This is a genomic window from Catenulispora yoronensis (assembly GCF_039531695.1).
Classification (GTDB): domain Bacteria; phylum Actinomycetota; class Actinomycetes; order Streptomycetales; family Catenulisporaceae; genus Catenulispora; species Catenulispora yoronensis.
Genome location: NZ_BAAAQN010000041.1, coordinates 39,196 through 56,195 on the forward strand (window position 1 = coordinate 39,196; position 17,000 = coordinate 56,195).

Here is a 17,000-nt window from a genome sequence, read left to right on the forward strand (position 1 = left end):
GACGAATCGCGATGATGCCGAAGATCCTGCGCGGCCGGCCCGCCACCGAGTCCGCCGTCCCGGCGGAACTTGTGGTGGCGGAGATCGGATCCGACACGCTCATCCTGAGCGACCGAGAGATGTCCCGCCAGCACCAGACCGGGGAGGCGACGTTCTTCTCCGAAGCCTTCGAGGACATCGCTCACCTCGCCGGAGCATGGTGGCAGTACCACCACGACTCCCGCCGGTGGGCCCGGGTTACCGATGCGGGGCTTGCCGCCTATCTCGACCAGCGCCGACCCGACTTCGTCGAATCGGACCAGAACCACGCCCGCAACCGCGAGCTGCGCCGCGCCGCGAAGGCGAATCCGGCCACCGGGGAAAGCGACGAGTCCTGACGCAGCCGCCCGCGCTTGTACCAACATCTATGTCAACGGTAAACCGTAGATTACAGTTGACAAAATGTGGAGATTCATGGGACAATATATATGCATCTATTGCATACCTCAGAATGGTTCCTACCGCGCTAACACAGCCTGAGCAGTCAGAAGCCACCCGGGAACGTAGGATGCTTCGCGCGCTTTGGGTGCACCGGCCGTACATGGAGTAGTCAGCATGAACAGCGAAGAGGCAGACCAGAAGCCCGGCTTGCTCGCGCGCCGACGAGCCGAGTCGTCCTGGCGCGCCGCAGTGCGCGCGCTCGGCGCCAGGGACACCGAGGCCGCACGCAGTGGCTTCCTCGCCACTGTGGAGCACGACCCCACATGCGCGGACGGATGGCTCGGCCTACATCACCTCGGCGTCGACCGCCCCAAGGCGCTGCGAGCCATGGAACGGCACTCCGCGCATCTCGGGGCGCTGCGCACCAGCAACAGGACACCCCTCTCCTCCGCCTACTGGCTCGGCCGGCACGCGCCGGGCCAACAGCTCGACAACAGGTTGGACGTGTGGCGAGCCGTCACCGCGTACCAGATCGAGTCAGGGCAGCACGCGGACGCAGCGGCGCGCCTGAGCATGGCTACCCTGTTTGTGGCGGCTTCATGTGGCCCGGGTCTGGCGGGGCGGGTTCTAGAGGAGGTCGCAACGCCTGAGTAAGGGACGTTGCGATGACCAAGCCGTTCGGGAGACCCGGGAAGCCCGGGCCTGCGCCCCAGGCGGACAAGCGTGATCGGTATCTTCGGTTGATGTCACAGGGGATGAGCAACGCGGCGGCGTGTCGGGAGGTGGGGGTCGACCCCAAGACGGGTTACCGGTGGAGGTACGGCCGCACAGTCGTCGATCGGGCTGGGCGTGAGCGTGTCTACGCACCGATTGCCGAACGGCGTGAGGACGGCGGGCTGTCCTCACGGTTCTTGTCCGAGGACGAGCGGATAGCGATCGCCGACCTGCTGCGCGCTGGGAAGACCCTGCGGGGCATCGCGCGGGAACTGGGCCGGAACCCCGCCACGATCAGCCGGGAGGTGCGTCGCAACAGCCATCCCCGCACCGGCAAGTACCACCCCTTCTACGCACAGCAGCGGGCCGCGGTGCGGCGGGCCCGCTCCAAGGACGGCAAGATACGCCGCGACCCGGAGCTGAAGGCGTACATCCAGCAGCGCCTCAACCAGCGCTGGAGTCCGGAGCAGATCAGCCGCGCGCTGCGTGACGCGTTCCCGGACGAGTCGGAGCGTCACCTCGCGCACGAGACCATCTACCAGGCGGTCTACCTGACCCACCGCGGTGGCCTGGACCGCCGGTCCGGCGGGCTGCGCACCGGTCGGCAGGCCCGCCGGCCGCGGCGGCACGCCGACCGCCGTGCAACGCGCTTCATCGATCCGGGAACGCTGATCAGCCAACGGCCGGCTGACATCGACGACCGCCAGGAGCCCGGGCACTGGGAAGGCGACCTCATCCTCGGCCGAGGCAACCGGTCGGCCATCGGCACGCTGGTCGACCGCACGACCCGCTACGTCGTGTTGCTCCACCTTCCCGACGGCAAGAGCTCCGAGCACGTCCGCGACGCCCTCGTCCACGTCTTCGCCGATCTGCCGCCACAGCTCGCCCGCTCGCTGACCTGGGATCAAGGCAGCGAGATGAGCCGGCACGACGAGTTCACCCGCGCCACCGGGATCCCGGTCTACTTCTGCAACCCCGCCAGCCCCTGGCAGCGCGGCTCAAACGAGAACATGAACGGCCTGCTGCGCCAGTACTTCCCGAAAGGCACCGACCTGTCCCTCTACAGCGCCGAAGACCTCGCCGTCGTCGCGGCCGAACTCAACGACCGCCCCCGCAAGATCCTGGACTGGGACACCCCTGCCGAGCTGTTCGGTAAGCTCATCGCAACACTCTAATGACGCCGTGTTGCGAACAACACTGGAATCCGCCCGGCTAGAAGTGGCCCGGTCTCTTGGCTATCCAGATGCTGGGTTTCGATCTGAGTGGCCCGGGCTGGGCCCGCAGGGCGGTGGCTAGACCTGCGTTGATGCGGCTGTGCGCCCGCGAGACGGGGTGGGCCAGCCGAGACCGCCACTAGACAAAACGGGCACGAGTGCAACTGGCCCAGGGCCACTTCTAGCCGCCAGACCCGGGCCACTCCAAACCGCCGCAGACAATCCCGGCCTGTCGTCCCGATTCACAACCCGCGTCCACTTCCCGAGCTATGACAGCGCCGAGCTTCTAGCAATCGCCAACTGCATGGCCTCAACGGGGCAGAACTCGTTCGATGACGCCGCGACAGTGGAATTGAAGTTTATCATGTCGCGCGTCTGCGACAGCGGCAGGATCGACGAGCTCGGAAACGCCAGATTCGTCCGCAACCTCTATGAGAAGTCGATTGCACAGCGTGATCTCCGGCTCGCCGACTCAGGAGCGCTGCTGACGACATCCGCGATCACCACGATCACGGCGGACGACCTGATCGCGGCCACGAGCAGCCTGGTGCGCTAGGAGCGTTCTGAAAATCTTGGCCGGTTTGGCCCTGGATCGGCCGATTCGGAGTCATGCTGGTTGGTGTGATGGGGAGGCGTGGCGAGGCGCCGGTGGGCCCTGATGTGTGGGCGACCTGCCGGGAGTTGATACCGGCTTCGAGTGTGTTCGCGTTCTTGGCCGAGCATCGGGACGAGTTGTTCCCGGAGTCGATGTTCGCCGGGTGGTATCCCTCCTCGAACGGGCGGCCGTCGATACCGCCGCAGGTGCTGGCGGTGGCCAGTGTGCTGCAGGTGCTGCAGAACATCTCCGATCCGGAGGCGGCTGTGGCGTTGCGGGTGGATCTGCGCTGGAAGGCCGCTGCCGGGCTGGGGCTGCACGATCCGGGGTTCGATGCCTCGTTGTTCGTGTACTTCCGGCGGCGCCTGGCCGCGAACGGCGCCACGGACTGGTTGTTTACGCGGGTGCGGCAGGTCGTGGATGCGACCGGGGTGCTGCGCGGCAAGCGGCGCCGAGTACTGGACTCGACAGTGTTCACCGACGCGGTGGCCACCCAGGACACCGTCACACAGCTGATCGCCGCCATCCGCCGGGTCGTGCGGGAGGTGCCCGGCGCCGGCGAGGTCGTCGCCCGGCACTGTACGGCGCACGACTACGCCGATCCGGGCAAGCCGCGGATCGCCTGGGACGACGACCAGGCCCGCAACGGGCTGGTCGATGCCCTGGTGACCGATGCACACATGCTGCTGGGGCATCTGCCCGAGACCGAGTACGGCGAGGCTGCGGCGAACGCGGTCGGGCTGTTGGCGCTGGTCGCAGGTCAAGACGTGGAACTCGCGCCGGACTCCGACGGGCGGGACGGTCGCTGGCGCATCGCCAAGGGCACGGTCCGGGACCGGGTGATCTCCACCGTCGACCCTGCGGCCCGGCACATCCACAAGACCGTGTCCGACTACCGGGCCGGGTTCAAGGCTCATGTCTGTTTGGAGCCGCAGACCGGGCTGTTCACCGCGGTGCAGATGCGCCCGGGTTGCGGCCCAGAGCACCACGAGGCTGCCCTCGCCACCGAACTGCTCACCGACGCCACCGGGCCGCTGGCGGTGCTGGGCGACTGCGCCTACGGCGGCGCGGCCATCCGCGCCGAACTCGCCAAGGCCGGACACGACCTGTTCTGCAAGCCGGCGCCACTGCGGCAGACCACCCGCGGCGGGTTCACCCTGGATGACTTCGCCATCGATACCGCCGCCGGCACCGCGACCTGCCCGGCCGGACACACCGTCGCCTTGAGCAAGCCCCGCCCGGCCGGCGAGCGCAACGCCTCGTTCAAAACGTTCTGCCGCAACTGCCCGCTGCGCGAACGCTGCACCAAAGCCATCAACGGACGTCACCTGACCATCACCGACCATCACGACATGCAGGCCGCCGCCCGGATCCAAGCCGCCACCGACCCGGACTGGCAGGACGAATACCGACAATGGCGCCCCGCAGTCGAACGCGGCATCGCCCACCTCACCGCACACGGCAGACGCCTGCACTACCTCGGGACCATCAAGAACGACGCCTGGCTATTGCTGCGCACCGGAGCCATCAACCTGCGCCGCCTGATCAACCTGGGCCTGGCCCCCACCGACACCAGCTGGATCCTCACCAAGGTCACCAACTGAAGCGACCCCGGCCACACCAGCCCCCGGCCCACTACCAAACCAGACAAACGACGAGGCCATCCGGCAGAACCAGACGACCTCATCGGAAGATTTTCAGAACGCTCCTAGTACGGCAGCGGCAGATCCTGGTGGTACTGCCCGAATACGCCCGGAGACCAACCCTGCCGAGAGCATCTGGTCGCTTGATCTAGCAGGGCCCGCTTTCAAACGTCAATTATGCCCCTTCACGACGACGGAAATCATCAACGCGCGATGCGTAGAGCGAAGCCAGCTCGTCAAGCGATTGGCCTTGAAGATATTTGATGAGCTTTACCGCCCCCTCAATTGGTAGAATTGGGCCACTCCGTGCTACACGATGTGCCATCGCATAAAACGGCGCTCGGTCACACATCGCCCAAAGATGGGTCAGCGCGACCTGAGACATATGCGAAAGTACGGGATCAAATTCAAGCGATATCTTGACGGCTAGCTCATTTGCGGCATCGTTGAAATCATAGCGAGTAAGCGTCGCCAAAATCTCCAGCGGCGCATATGTGCTCCCAAGTTCTACATCATCGATTTGTCCAGCAAATTTCGCAAGCAAGTCTCGCCCAGCATCTTCCATACCTCCGGAAACTAGGTTCCATGCCGCGGAATGAAGCGTATTCGGATCAGTTAAATTGAACGAAATTGAGTCGACTTTAAGCTTCTCTCGAATATCCCTATAGAGTCGAACATCACGGTCTTTTGTTACTACTAGTAGCCGTGCAAGGTCCTCGGGGATAAGAGATGTCCGGTCGAAATAGCGAGCAGCAATACTCATGGCTGCTAAGGCGGCGCGGTCACTGCCAGATTCCGCGAGGATATGAATCAGATCGACCTCATTACTTAAATCGCCGAGTACTATTTCATCACAACGGGCGGCTATCTTCTCGACGTAAGCAGTAAAGGCTAAAGCCTTGCCTGCCGTCTTCAGCTCCTCCAGTACGACAAACATGTCGAATGGAGAGCCAATGCCAAGTATCTCAGTCTCTTGAGCGACGCGTTCCACTAGCGCTCCAGTAAGCTCTGGATAGTCGATAAGCTCAGTCAAAGCCCATTGGATTTGCCATACGTCTTGAACATCAATTTTCTCCACCATCTCCACAGCAAGCCTCATAGACTGGTCCGATGGGAGGGATGGGTTTGTAAGTAGCGCAGAAAGAGCCTCCAAGTCGCCCCACTCTACAAGTTTGAGCCAGAGCTCGGCTGCCTCGCTATGCATCGCGCGGTCATCGGCGGCACGCGCATAAGAAGAGATCTGATCGTCGGACAGCTCTGCTGAACATGCGGCATACCAGAAACTCGCGGGAACTGGAGCCTCGCTTCTAGTATTCTTCGCGTGCTGAAGCAGGTAGTCGGCGATTCGATAGCTAGTAACGTCGGCACCGACAGCCCTAGGCCGTACTTTAGAGAGTGGTCTCACAGCACCCCGCAGAAGCGTGGAGGCGTACCTAATGGAAGCGGGAAACCATCTATCCGGTAACAGATTCCACTGCTCGTCGCTCAAATACCCTTGAGCCGCTTTCGCTAAGAAATCCTCGGTAACGGGATTTGTCGAATCCATCAGTTGCGCGTCCATCGCTGCACACATAACGGCCCATGCGCCAGGATCGGCACTAACGCAATCGCTATAAAAATCCAAAAGAGCTGGGCCGGCTGCAATATATTGCGTGATCGAATTTGGAGACGCTTGTAGGGCGAGCCGCATGCGAGCATCGTTTCGGGCCGCCTCGGCGTAGATAGCCAGGTCAAACGCATTATCTATATCGACTCTGACGGCTATCCCGCCTATTAGATCGCGGCTCTGCGGGAAAGACTCAGACTCAACTCCATACGCGGTCAGTTTTTGCCAATACTCTGGCCACATTGTACCTATAGCCACTACTTCTTCCGCTTCCACCAATGCGAGGCGCAAGGCAGCTGCTACCGTCTCGCCTTTGTCCCCCAGTAGGTAGTCTTGCAGTTCATTCAGCCAGAGGATGGTTTTTGGTTCGAGGTCATTGGATTCGAGGGCTGCGATGAGTGCGTCAGACTTGCTCGGATAGATTGGATGATACAAGCGCCAGCCGTTCATACCTCTGACCGCCTCATAGGCCGCACGCGTCTTGCCGGTGGAAGATCCACCGACGATAACGATTAGTTTTGATTCTGGGTCAGACAGCGCGTCCTTGAGCACGTGATCATGAGTTCGAAGCACGTACGAAGTAGGACCGATCGGAGCTCCATTGACGACAATCGGCCGATGAACTTCGAGCTGGAATGGATTGTCGCAATTTTCAATCGGAACACCCAGCGGAGGTTTCGTTGGCCGCAGTATTCTCAGCACCGATGGATCTGCGTCAGCCACCTCGACTAGAGCTGACGCCGCCGTTTCGTCTAACACATGCGTGGCGGGAATAAGGAGCTTCCAGCCATCCGCTTGCGTTCTCGCCAAGGTCTCCTGGTTAACCAGCTGCCAATAGCACCGCTTGGTTCCAGGGTGGTAGAGAACCACTACGACGGGAAGTGAATGGTTAAGCCAATACTGCACGTGGTCGTCGTTGGGGCGAAACCACCATCCACCGAGCGCGGCGTCGTTAAACCAACTCTCTCCGCTCTTAATTTGAAGCGCTATCAGACGTCCGCTTACGTTCTCACCGTCTATGACCTCGACTTGAGCGTCGATCCCGTAATCGTCGGTAGGTTGCTCTCTGAACAACCATCCGAGTTTGTCTTGAACGGCAAGTTGAACACGTGTCACGCCTATGGTGGCAACCTTTGCGGAGGACTTGCGCCTCATCATGGTGCCATCTTCTCGCATAGCCTCCTTCTTTAACAGCTCGATCGCTTCCTCGTCCCGCTCGACGACGCGACGCGCCAGAGCCTGCCAGGACCAACCGCTAGGCGTATCAACCCCTATACCCAGCACCGTTTCCTGTACTAGGCGTGCGGGTCATGTTGATTCCCGTCTGCTCTGAGCAGCCATGATAGGACGGCCTCGGCGACGCCAACGGAGTCGCGGAGTGCAGCGAGCGTGGGCTCCGGAACGCCGCCGGCGTCGAGCCCTGCCTTCTGGACCATTTCGGCGAGGGGTGCGAACTGTTGTGGCGCGGGCATCGACCAAGCCAATGAGTGGCTGAGTAATTCGCGCGCAACGTAGGCGTCGTCCGAGCCCGCTGCGTCCGCAAAGAGCTGCGCCTCAAGGAGCAGTGCATCGTTGGGCGACGAGGGCCCGATGAGATCGATGGCGACCGAGCCAAGCCGACACCGGAAAACGGCAGTTCGCCGCTCGTGGGAGAGCCGCAGGAGTGCCACGGCTTCGCCGAGACTGGTAGCTGCCTCTGTATCGTTGTCTCCGACGCTTTGAGCTGCGAACAGACGTAGGCACAGGGCGACCGCCCGTTCCCACGCCTCGGTCATGACGGACTCAAGGATGAGACTGGTGGCAACGGCGGCCTGGCCGTCGAGAATTTGGGATACGGCGAGCACCTGGCGGTGTTCGCGTAGCCGCTCGGGTGAGTCGTCGTACCGGGCGGCGTGCTCGGTTGCCGCCTGCCAGCGTCCTGCCATTGTCAGCGCGCGTGTGCCTTCCACCCGAAGCACGTCACGCAGCCACGGCGCCGCAAGGGAGAGATCCGAGGCGGATGTCGTGAAGCCAGCGAAGGAGACGGCGACGCCGTTGACGGCGATAGCGTCGCCGTGGTGGACCGCGTTGTTGAGTTCGTCGAAGGACTGGTAGGCCGCTTCGTGATCGCCTCTCCGGTTGGCCAGGCGTGCCAGGTTTACGACGGGTTGGAGGGCGCAGATGGCCGTGTTTCCAGTGACGGGCCAGGCCGCGTGGAAGATCTGGAACTGCCGCTCGCAGAAGTCGATCGCGAGATCGGGAAGGCCGCAGTCGGCGGCCACCAGCGCGGCCAGATTCAGCGCCGCACAGACGCGGTTGAGACGTTCCTCATTGCCGAGTCCCGGTTGATCGGTCGCGGTTCGGGCGAGGTCCGCGATCTCTTCGATCCGTTGCGGCAACTCGGCGCAGCGGGGTCGGGTCATTCGGGTCAGTGGCAGGAGCGCCAGGACGCGCCGGAGCGGATCGGGCTGGGGCGCGCCTGGCGAGGCCATCATGACTGCGGCTCGGCGGGAGAAGGCGGCGGTCCGAGGATGGCGGACTTCGCGGCGCCAGCGAGGATGCTCTGTGTTCGGGCCGGTAGGCCGAGGCGATTCCAGTGGAAGATGACCAGATAGGACATGACCTCGCGGAGGCCGCGCTGAAGCGTTCCCGATCGAGCGGCTGTCCCGAGGGCAAGGCCGGCTGTGCGAAAAGCATCGACCCAGTCCGCAGCGGCTTGCAAGCTTCCGGCAGCGCCGAACAATGGGCCGTCGGCGCTGGTGTCGGTGCGGAGGAGTTGGCGCAGTCCGTTCCCCATGTGCGTGATCTTGTCTTGGGGGACGTCGTCGGGAAGAGGTCGTTCTGCGCAAACCCGGGACCACACGTCGCCCTGCTCGTACCATTCCAGCCGTGCGGACCTGAACAGGGTACTGATTAGGAGGGCGGACAATTCGCGCCGGCCGAGGGGAATGCCCGGGGGTCGGAGAAGATCGATGATCGCGGAGCTGTCCGCGGTGAACAGATCGTGCGCGACATCGGAGAAACCGCCGAAGGCGGCTGTCTCGGCCTCGTAAATTCCAGTGTGCCACGCGGCGATCTGCTTCGCTTGGGTGAGAGAGTGCAGCTCGGTCGCGAAGTCTGCGGGCAGGTCGCCACCAGCTGGGCCCGGCTTGAGTCGGAGGCGCCAGTAAGGGTGTTTCCGCATGAACCACCACGCGGCGAGGCGACCTTCGGCCTCCGCTCTGCGCAGGATCGGGGCCAGATGTTCGGAGGCGGCGAATTCGGCGGCGCCCCAGTTGATGAACTGGACGTAGACCTGGTGCCACGTCGTTGACGTTTGCTGAAGGAGGGCGTGGCGCCCGGCAGCGCGGTAGATCTCGACGGCTTCGGCCAGCTCGGCGACGTTCAGGTGGTGCCGGTCGGCAACCGCTGCTAGCGGTTGACCGGCGAGGGCTTCGCCGATGGCCGAGTCGTTGACAGGTTGAGTGACGCGAGTCAGTCGATGAGCAGGCATGCGTCCCATCCCGAGATCGGTGCGGCATCGGTCGCTGCGGTCTGGACCGCCAGAGCACATCCGGCTCGTCCAAGCAAAAAACCGGGTCCGACGGTGGATTCGTCTTGTGCGAGGCGCGCCAAGTCGTCGGCAAGGCCGGGGAGTCGGTCGCGAAGTCGCTGATCCGTTGCGTCGTTCGCGGCACGCCATACGGCCTGGAACAGGCCGGCCGCCCCGTGGCAGATTCCAGCGTCGATGATCCTTTTCCGTTGGGTGGCGTCATCAAGGCAGGCTAGAAGCGCGTTCTCGTAGACGGCTTGGCGGGAGGTGTCACCGGTAGCGATGGCAGCCAGCTGGCCAGCGCGGGCAATGCCGGGAGTTCCATAGCACCAGCTCGGCCGCTCGGGGCCGACTTGCTTGCAGCGCCCCGTCTCCAGCTCGCCGACGGTGATCCACTCAGGCCACCAGGAGCCGGCCGGGGAGTCCTGCCGCCAGCTGTCCATGAAGGTAAAGATCGTCTCGATGGCTTCTCGGTGCCCCTTGACGATCAGGCCACGGCGGGCGGCCTGGGCCAGGAGCGCCAGGGGTCCGGTGATGCCGTGGGCGGCGCCGAAGTTGCCGTGACCGGCATAGGCCGCGGACGTCAGCCGCTCAGGGGCGTGGCTGACCCACCATCCCGGCAGGGTCCGTTCGTCGTGACGCAGTGGCCGGGTGAGTGCGACGAGATAGTCCAAGATCTGCTCCATGGCGCCGCCGGCCGGGTCGGTCTGGAGGAGGACGGCGCCGATACCGGTCAGGCCATGGAAAAGGTCGTATTCGATGAACTCGGTGGTTGCGCCGGTGGCGATCCGCTCGGTGGCGGTGGTGACGCGGCGTTCGGCGAGCGTGGCCACGGCGTGGCCGACGTCGGCGGAGGCGTTGGCGTAACGGTCTTTGCCGGAGGCGGCATGGAGCATGAACGCGATGGCGGGAGCCCCGAGGAGAAGCCCGGTACTGTCGGCGGCGCTGGCTCCGTTGCTGGTCGCTGCGATAATCCAGCCGTGGGCATGCCGCCACTCGGCACGGTGCGTCTGAGCGAGTTCGATACGGTGCAGGGCAATCCCAGCAGCGCCCTTGGCGAGGGACTGACCATGCCAGGGTTCGTCTTGCGGTGGCGGGGTCGCCGTGGGCAGGTCGGCGCAGAAGCGCGCGCTTACCTCGGCGAGCATCGGGCTCGCGCTGGCGGCTGCTGCGAGCTTGGCCACTATGTCTCCTTCTGCTTGGTGGCCAGTGCCCGAAGCGCGTACAAACGCGCGAGGCGGAACGTCAGCCGTTCGGCGTCGGGCTCAACGCCCATCGCCCGGTTGTGGTGCGCGCGCAACAGCGGCAAGAGGACTGTCTCCGGGTCGCGTTGCGCGCTGAGGATGTCGGCGTAGCTGCTCAACGCTCCTGCTCGCGCTCGCCAGGCAGCGGTGATCTGGTCGGCGCCGGCGAGCTGGTGAAACCTAGCTCGCTGCCGGTCGGGGTCTGCCAGCTGGAGACTCTGGTCCCGCAGGGCGGGGCTGAGGGGTCCGCGGTCTTGGGCGAGGCTGCGGATCAGCCAGTCCAGCGCCGTGGGCCCGGCGAAGGCCACCGCCAGGTCGACGGCTCCGGCAACCGTGAGGGCCTGGGCGCTTGTTCCAGTTCGGGCTGCCACGGCGATCTGCGCGAGTGCGGCAGCTGAGTCGGCGGCGAAGACGAGCCGTGCGGCCGGCTCGGCGTCACCGTCACCATACCGGCCGCGGAGTGGCTGGTAGCTCGCCAGGGTTAGGTGCGACATCAGCCGTTTCCGGCGTAGCAGCCCGGCCCAGGCCGCTACCTGTGTGGCGGCGGCACCGTAGTCGGTTGGGGTGGTCAGTTGGATGTGTAGGGCAAGGAACGGCTCCGCCTGAGGATGGCGCAGGCTCCGGTGCCGCCGGAACCACCACGCCGCCGTAAGGTCGCCGAGGTCGGCAAGCAGGAGTGGCAAGTGGTCAGTCAGGACCTCTGCCTCGCGCGCGGGATGCGTGTGGAGCTGGGCGTAGAGCACATCGCTCGCGCCGGGCAGCTCGGTTTGATCCAGGGTGACGGGTCGGGCCGATGTGGCGGCCGGGCGGTGCGCGGCTGCGTTCGGGTTGTGCAGGGCCAGCGGAAGGAGGACTTCATGCGCGCGGCCCAGCCAGGCCAGATCTTCCGCGGCCGCGGCGTGACGCAGCTCGGCTGTTCCGGATCGCTCAAGCCGGCTACGCAGCACCATCCGGTGTATCCGATGACCGAGATCGATTGGCTGTCGTCGGTCGTGCTCAACGATGGCGACATGGTCGGGGACGTGCCAGCGATGGCGCCATCGGGTGAGCGCGTCGTCCCAATCTTGGTCAGTGGCGGCCTTGCTGGGAAGGTCCGAGACATGCAGCAGCCATCTGGCCGGCGACAGGATCGTGCGCCGGTAGCGGATGGCGGGCAGGTACGGCTGGCGTGCCGCAGCGCCGAACGCGAACCCCTGGTAGACGGTGCCGCGTGCTGTGACCACGTCGGACAGGAACCGGGCCAGGGGCGGAATCTGGATGGCAGCTTCCAGAGCGTGGAGGGCGCGTGGCGCGATGCGCTGATTGGTGGAGATCTGGACGAGGTGAAAGCGGGTGTCGTCGGCGGTGACGGCCAGGTCTGAGACATCAATCGGGCGGGCGTACCGGCTGCGGTCTTCGCCGATCGGGATGACGTGGGGAAGGATCACGCCGGTGCGCACCAGATTCTCGTTGCGGCGCTTGCGTGGTGCGAAGGAGAGTTGCGCGGCGAGGGTATCCGGTTCGGTCGCGGCCAGGACCGCGGCGATCGATGCGCGGTCGTCGTCGGGCAGGAGCCGGAGGTGTCGGCCGGCCATGCTGCTACCGGGGCGCGGTGTCCCGGTGACCGAGAGCCGGAAACGACCGCGGCCCAACTCTTCGACGGAGGAGGAATGGATCTCGAAGGCGATTTCCAGACTCGCGGGTGGCGCGAGGTCGGCGGCAGACACTGCGGCCAGGTCATCGATGATCGAGGGGGTGAGGACGATTTCGCTGCTGCCGTCGATGACCGCCGTCTGTATCAGGGCTAGCAGTTTCTCGTCGCGCGCGGTGACTTGGCGAGCGGGCTGCTCGGCGGCCGAGCCCATGTAGCCGGCCGGCACGCCCAGTCCTGCGTCCGAGATCAGGTCGGGCACCGGCACCAGGGCGCCGGTGCCGTAGCGGGCGCGGAACCTCGCGTGGTAGTCGCGCCAGGCGGGGAAGCCGAGGGCGTACGGCGACAGCCGAAGCAGGATCGCGGCTGCGTCAGCGGCTTCGCGCGCTACTGGCTCGGGTATCTGGACTTCGGAGTCCAGCGCTACGTCAGTCAGCAGTAGCGTGTCGGCCGACGGGTTGACCTCGTTCATGCGCGCAGCGATCTGTCCCGGTCTGGTCCCGCTGCCTAGTCGGTCGCGAATCGCCAGTAGGCCAGTGAACAAGTCGGCGACCTGAGGCAAAGCGCCAGCTCCGATAGCCGCCAACTCATCGCACAGGTACGCCAGCGCATCCGGTTCGGTCATCGGTGCACGCAGAGCACTGATAAGGAACTGCTGGTCGATCAGGTCTCGCAGCAGAACGTGAATCTTGGCATTCGCCACGCCCGGGAACTGCTCGCGGAGTGCGTCGGCCAGCTCAGCGACCGTGACCGGCTCGCGGGCGGCGTCCATCACGAAACGCATCGGACGGGTCGCACCGATGGATGCCTCCAGCGGCGCGAGGCTCTGGGTGTCCAGGTCTGAAGCGGCGCCGGGTATTACGATCCGCTCGCCGCGAATCTCGGCGGTGTCGTTGGCGACAACGCGCAGCAGGGGGGCCAGCTCGGTGGATTGGTGCAGTCGGCGTATCACTGGGGCGAGCCAGCCGGCATCGACCCGCAGCCATGCGGTGTGGTCGTTGCCGAAACGGGCCTTTGCCGTTGCCCCTATCCGCACGACGCCTACGCCAGCGAATCGCCCGAACGGCGTTGGGCGACGCTGCCAACGCAGCAGGTACGCCGCCGTGGCGAGCACGGTCCGGCGTACCTGCTTGGCATCGTTGGAGGGCCGGGTAGCAAGGGCCTCTATCTGATGGCACAGGGCGGGACTGGCGCAGGCGAGCGCCATTCGGACGTCGTCGCGTCGCCATAGCCCTGCCAGCCATGCAGTTGCCTGTGCGCCCGACAGGGCCTGGTCTTCCGGCAGGTCCAGCCCTCCGGGGTCGGTGCTCGCCCGGAGGATCGCCACTGGGCTCCACTGGTAAGTCCACCGCTGTGCCGGCACCTCGTACCCTCCCTCATTCTTTACGGGGCTTGTAGGCCGCTGGCCCGCCGACCGATGGTCAGGCGCGCCAGCGGCCGGGCGATCAGCCCGGGTTGTCGGTGAAGGAGTTGCAGGAGCTGTCGCTGCCGGAGCAGGTGCTGCCGCACCCGTCGCTGGTGTCGCAGTCGCCCATGATGTGGCCGTGGGTGACGACGACGCGCAGGTCGATGTCGAACTCCTTCTCGAAGTCGGCGAGGTTGTCCGTCTCCGGGGTGGTGGTGCCGGGTCGCTCGGCCAGCGCGGTGGCGCTGCCCGAGAACTGGGCGTCGGACATGTTGACCACTCTCCTTACTCGTTGGGGTGGTGCATGGCGCCCTGGCCGGCGCCGGCGGTCGCTGACGCCGGCCAGGAGATCGTGATCCGGCTGTGTGGCTTGTCGATGACGCGCCCTGGCGGGAGTGCGTCGCCGGGGGTGCCGGCCGGGTGGATGTAGAACTTCGCCCCGGGGCCGCCACGGTGCTCGTTGGCCCAGATACGCAACTGTTCGGCGAGCTGCTCGGCCAGTTCGTCCGCGTGGGGACCGTAGGCGTGGGCCCCGAACTCCACGTCTGGGGCGTCGGCGGCGCCGCGAGTGGTGACGTAGGCGAAGCTGTCGCCTTCAACGACCGCCGAGGCTGCGGTGTGGCTGCCGGGCGGGCTGATCAGGCCGCTGTTCTTGGATTTGTCCAGCACGACCCGGCAGAACCCGGGGAGCGCGGTCGCGAGCCACAGGTGGGCGGTGTCCCAGGGCTCGGTGCGGCCGATCGTCGCACCGGACCAGACCTCGGTCCGAGGCGTGTCGAACACATCCCTGAGCTGATTCGGGTCGAAAGTCAGAGCCTCATCGAACCGGAACGTCACCTCACCGTCGCGCATCACGATCAACGTGGCCTCGTGCGCGCCGGCCCCCTGGACGGGAACGAACCCGAACAGCTTGGAGGTGTAGCTGACGAGGTGGTCGCCCTCCTTCTCGAAGGCGATCGTGCGGGACAATCCCCGGAGCTGGAGCGGCACCAGGAGACGCCCGTTCTCGGCGAGCTGGCTCGTCCACGCCGGGGGGACGTCGTATGCACCGAAGGTGACCATGATGCGGTCATAGCCGTCGGGGCTCGGCACGCCGTCCTCAGCATCGGCGAGAATGACCTTGACACGGGAGTAACCGGTCTCGGCCAGCACCCGGGCCGCACGCTCGGTCACGTCCGGGTCGATGTCCACGGTGGTGACCTGGCCGGTGTCTCCGACCAGTTCGGCCAGCATCGCGGCGTTGGCGCCGCCGCCGCCGTATTCGAGGATGTTCATGCCAGGGGTGATGCCGGCGGCCTCCATCATGTACGCCTGGACCTGCGGTGCGGAGACCGAACTGATGGCCGTCCCGTCATCGTCCCGCTTGGTGACCACGCCGTTGTACCGGTGGTAGACCTCCTCCAACGGGGCGCCCGGGGCGAACAGCTCCCGCGACACCTTCCGCATCGCCGCCTCCACGGGCCCGGAGGTGATGGTGCCTTCGGCGATCAAGTCGTCCACGACCTCGTTTCGCATCTTCACCGCGACGTCTGTCTCGGTGGGCTGCGGCGGGATGGGCACGTCTGTCATAGGGTTTTCCTCGTTCTTAGTGTCTGCTGGCGGGTGGATCTGGTAGCACGGCGGCCGGCAAAGGAACCTTCTTCGCGCGAACCCGGCGAGGCGCACCGTATCCAGGCGGTCACTCTCCGGGGAAGAAGTCAGCCTAGGGCCGGGCGCGGCGAGCCGTCACACGAATATCAGGGCTCTGAAATCTCTTCAGTTCGTCTTCGGTGGGGTAACGCTTCGACTGGCCTGGTCCATCAACTGCTGAGCCTTCGCGGTGTCTCCGTCCGCGATCGCCTGCTGGTATTCCTCGTAGGTCTCCGAGGTGGTGTTCCCTCCGCTGTGCTCGATCAGCCAGGGCCACGCACCGTCCGGTGTCCTGTTCTCTGCCACGCACTGCCCTTTCAATTTCGTTACGACCCGACATTGCCGGACTTGGGTCGTCCGGAGGTCGGGGTGTTGCACCGCGCCGGCCCGGCCGCGGGGATCCACGGGGGGAGATCGGCAGGACGCAGGCCGGCGCGGTGGTCTGGGGCACGCCGAGGGTCACGGCGGCGTGTCAGGTGCCGGCCACCGGCGGCTCTTGGCGTTGGCGCGTCTGGTCTCGGCCAGTTGTCCTCGCAGCAGTCGGCGGCGTGCTCGTCGGCACTGTCGGGCCTGGCGCGGCGGCAGGTTCCGAGCCAGTTCGGCCAGTGCGGCGCCGTTCAGGCTGGGTGTGGGCCCGCTGCTGACGGTGACCTTGTGGCCGTGGCCGATCAGCACGAGCACGGAGCCTGCGGCCGTGCCGGAGGCGAGGCGGTCCCATCTGTACGTCATACGATTTCCTTGAAGTCGCTCGCGCGAACCCATACGCCCATGTCGGCGTCGGCAGTGAACATGCGTCGCCGTCCCAACCAGTCGGCGTCACCGGCCCGCGCGCCGAGACCGATTTCCTCGGTCGGCCGTGCGGCGGGCCGTGCGGCGGGCCGTGAGGAGCCGGTTGCGTCGGCGACTACGCGGCCTCGTTGCCGGGCGTGGCGCCCGGGACCGGGAGCAAACAGGGTTCTCATCGTGGTCGGCCCGTACTAGAACTGGTCCCGCTGCGGACCCGTTGGCATCCCGTCGCCGATCCGGCTGATAATCGTTCGACCGGCTCCGGCCCGAAACGCTGCTCGAACCATCGCGGCCTCGGCAGCCCAGTTCGCGATCGGCTGGCGCACCGCGTCGGAGGCACCGGTCTGGCCGGCTGCGAAGGCGTCGAACCGGGCGGTTACGCCGCGCCACGGATTCAGGTCCGACTTCCCTGGTAATTCCGGAATGGACCGCAGCCCAGCGATCATGCGATCACCCAGCCCTGCGGCGTCGGCGACGGCGATGCCAGCGGGGTTGACGTCAGGCCTGTGGACGTTGCCGGTGGCCCGGTCAGCGGTCACGAGCGCTGCGACTTCCGTCAGCGGTGTGCGCTTGGTATGCGTGCCGGCCATCGGGTGCTGCCTC

General features: G+C 65.5%; 15 protein-coding genes. 5 read left to right on the top strand and 10 right to left on the bottom strand.

The window, feature by feature from the left end; translation table 11 throughout:
• The first annotated feature begins 11 nt into the window (after nt 1-11).
• From ABD481_RS28600 to ABD481_RS28620, 5 genes are all read left to right on the top strand, one after another.
• Nucleotides 12-377: a hypothetical protein gene (locus ABD481_RS28600; protein ID WP_344668884.1), complete on the top strand. Its 366-nt coding sequence runs from the start codon at nt 12-14 to the stop codon at nt 375-377.
• A gap of 217 nt (nt 378-594) precedes the next feature.
• Nucleotides 595-1,074, top strand: a complete 480-nt coding sequence (locus ABD481_RS28605; RefSeq protein WP_344668885.1) for a hypothetical protein — start codon at nt 595-597, stop codon at nt 1,072-1,074.
• A gap of 101 nt (nt 1,075-1,175) precedes the next feature.
• Nucleotides 1,176-2,309: an IS30 family transposase gene (locus ABD481_RS28610; RefSeq protein WP_425559312.1), complete on the top strand. Its 1,134-nt coding sequence runs from the start codon at nt 1,176-1,178 to the stop codon at nt 2,307-2,309.
• Nucleotides 2,310-2,652: 343 nt separating this feature from the next.
• Nucleotides 2,653-2,904, top strand: a complete 252-nt coding sequence (locus ABD481_RS28615; RefSeq protein WP_344668887.1) for a hypothetical protein — start codon at nt 2,653-2,655, stop codon at nt 2,902-2,904.
• A 65-nt stretch (nt 2,905-2,969) separates the two neighbouring features.
• Nucleotides 2,970-4,547 carry an IS1182 family transposase gene (locus ABD481_RS28620; RefSeq protein WP_425559311.1) on the top strand — a complete coding sequence of 526 codons (1,578 nt, stop codon included), beginning with the start codon at nt 2,970-2,972 and terminating at the stop codon, nt 4,545-4,547.
• Nucleotides 4,548-4,761: 214 nt separating this feature from the next.
• Here the strand turns inward: ABD481_RS28620 and ABD481_RS28625 are convergent, their stop codons facing one another.
• From ABD481_RS28625 to ABD481_RS28670, 10 genes are all read right to left on the bottom strand, one after another.
• A complete protein-coding gene (locus ABD481_RS28625) occupies nt 4,762-7,476 on the bottom strand; it encodes a DUF4365 domain-containing protein (RefSeq protein ID WP_344668888.1) in 2,715 nt (904 codons plus the stop codon).
• Between the two features lie 11 nt (nt 7,477-7,487).
• Entirely contained in the window at nt 7,488-8,594 is a 1,107-nt protein-coding gene (locus tag ABD481_RS28630; protein WP_344668889.1) for a hypothetical protein, read from the bottom strand.
• Between the two features lie 68 nt (nt 8,595-8,662).
• Complete coding sequence (locus ABD481_RS28635) at nt 8,663-9,664, bottom strand: thiopeptide-type bacteriocin biosynthesis protein (protein WP_344668890.1); 1,002 nt, start codon at nt 9,662-9,664, stop codon at nt 8,663-8,665.
• The gene (locus ABD481_RS28640; RefSeq protein WP_344668891.1) at nt 9,646-10,887 is read right to left on the bottom strand and encodes a lanthionine synthetase C family protein; all 1,242 of its coding nucleotides are present in this window, start codon (nt 10,885-10,887) and stop codon (nt 9,646-9,648) included. Before ABD481_RS28640 ends, ABD481_RS28635 begins: the two co-directional genes overlap by 19 nt.
• Nucleotides 10,887-13,904: a lantibiotic dehydratase gene (locus tag ABD481_RS28645; protein ID WP_344668892.1), complete on the bottom strand. Its 3,018-nt coding sequence runs from the start codon at nt 13,902-13,904 to the stop codon at nt 10,887-10,889. The genes ABD481_RS28640 and ABD481_RS28645 overlap by 1 nt, the downstream gene beginning before the upstream one ends.
• Before the next feature lie 118 nt (nt 13,905-14,022).
• On the bottom strand, nt 14,023-14,253 hold the full coding sequence (gene fxlA, locus ABD481_RS28650) for an FxLD family lanthipeptide (RefSeq protein WP_344668893.1): 231 nt from the start codon (nt 14,251-14,253) through the stop codon (nt 14,023-14,025).
• Between the two features lie 14 nt (nt 14,254-14,267).
• Nucleotides 14,268-15,551: a methyltransferase, FxLD system gene (gene fxlM, locus ABD481_RS28655; RefSeq protein WP_344668894.1), complete on the bottom strand. Its 1,284-nt coding sequence runs from the start codon at nt 15,549-15,551 to the stop codon at nt 14,268-14,270.
• Nucleotides 15,552-15,737: 186 nt separating this feature from the next.
• The gene (locus tag ABD481_RS28660; RefSeq protein ID WP_344668895.1) at nt 15,738-15,917 is read right to left on the bottom strand and encodes a hypothetical protein; all 180 of its coding nucleotides are present in this window, start codon (nt 15,915-15,917) and stop codon (nt 15,738-15,740) included.
• Between the two features lie 153 nt (nt 15,918-16,070).
• Nucleotides 16,071-16,340 carry a hypothetical protein gene (locus ABD481_RS28665; protein ID WP_344668896.1) on the bottom strand — a complete coding sequence of 90 codons (270 nt, stop codon included), beginning with the start codon at nt 16,338-16,340 and terminating at the stop codon, nt 16,071-16,073.
• Nucleotides 16,341-16,588: 248 nt separating this feature from the next.
• On the bottom strand, nt 16,589-16,987 hold the full coding sequence (locus ABD481_RS28670; protein ID WP_344668897.1) for a hypothetical protein: 399 nt from the start codon (nt 16,985-16,987) through the stop codon (nt 16,589-16,591).
• Between the last annotated feature and the right edge of the window lie 13 nt (nt 16,988-17,000).

Excerpts from the sequence above, each read along its gene's own strand:
- ABD481_RS28615 (WP_344668887.1), top strand. The coding sequence starts at position 2,653 with ATGGCCTCAACGGGGCAGAACTCGTTCGATGACGCCGCGACAGTGGAA.
- ABD481_RS28605 (WP_344668885.1), top strand. The coding sequence starts at position 595 with ATGAACAGCGAAGAGGCAGACCAGAAGCCCGGCTTGCTCGCGCGCCGA.
- ABD481_RS28665 (WP_344668896.1), bottom strand. The coding sequence starts at position 16,340 with ATGACGTACAGATGGGACCGCCTCGCCTCCGGCACGGCCGCAGGCTCC.
- ABD481_RS28630 (WP_344668889.1), bottom strand. The coding sequence starts at position 8,594 with ATGACCCGACCCCGCTGCGCCGAGTTGCCGCAACGGATCGAAGAGATC.
- ABD481_RS28610 (WP_425559312.1), top strand. The coding sequence starts at position 1,176 with ATGAGCAACGCGGCGGCGTGTCGGGAGGTGGGGGTCGACCCCAAGACG.
- fxlM (WP_344668894.1), bottom strand. The coding sequence starts at position 15,551 with ATGACAGACGTGCCCATCCCGCCGCAGCCCACCGAGACAGACGTCGCG.
- ABD481_RS28670 (WP_344668897.1), bottom strand. The coding sequence starts at position 16,987 with ATGGCCGGCACGCATACCAAGCGCACACCGCTGACGGAAGTCGCAGCG.
- ABD481_RS28635 (WP_344668890.1), bottom strand. The coding sequence starts at position 9,664 with ATGCCTGCTCATCGACTGACTCGCGTCACTCAACCTGTCAACGACTCG.
- fxlA (WP_344668893.1), bottom strand. The coding sequence starts at position 14,253 with ATGTCCGACGCCCAGTTCTCGGGCAGCGCCACCGCGCTGGCCGAGCGA.
- ABD481_RS28600 (WP_344668884.1), top strand. The coding sequence starts at position 12 with ATGATGCCGAAGATCCTGCGCGGCCGGCCCGCCACCGAGTCCGCCGTC.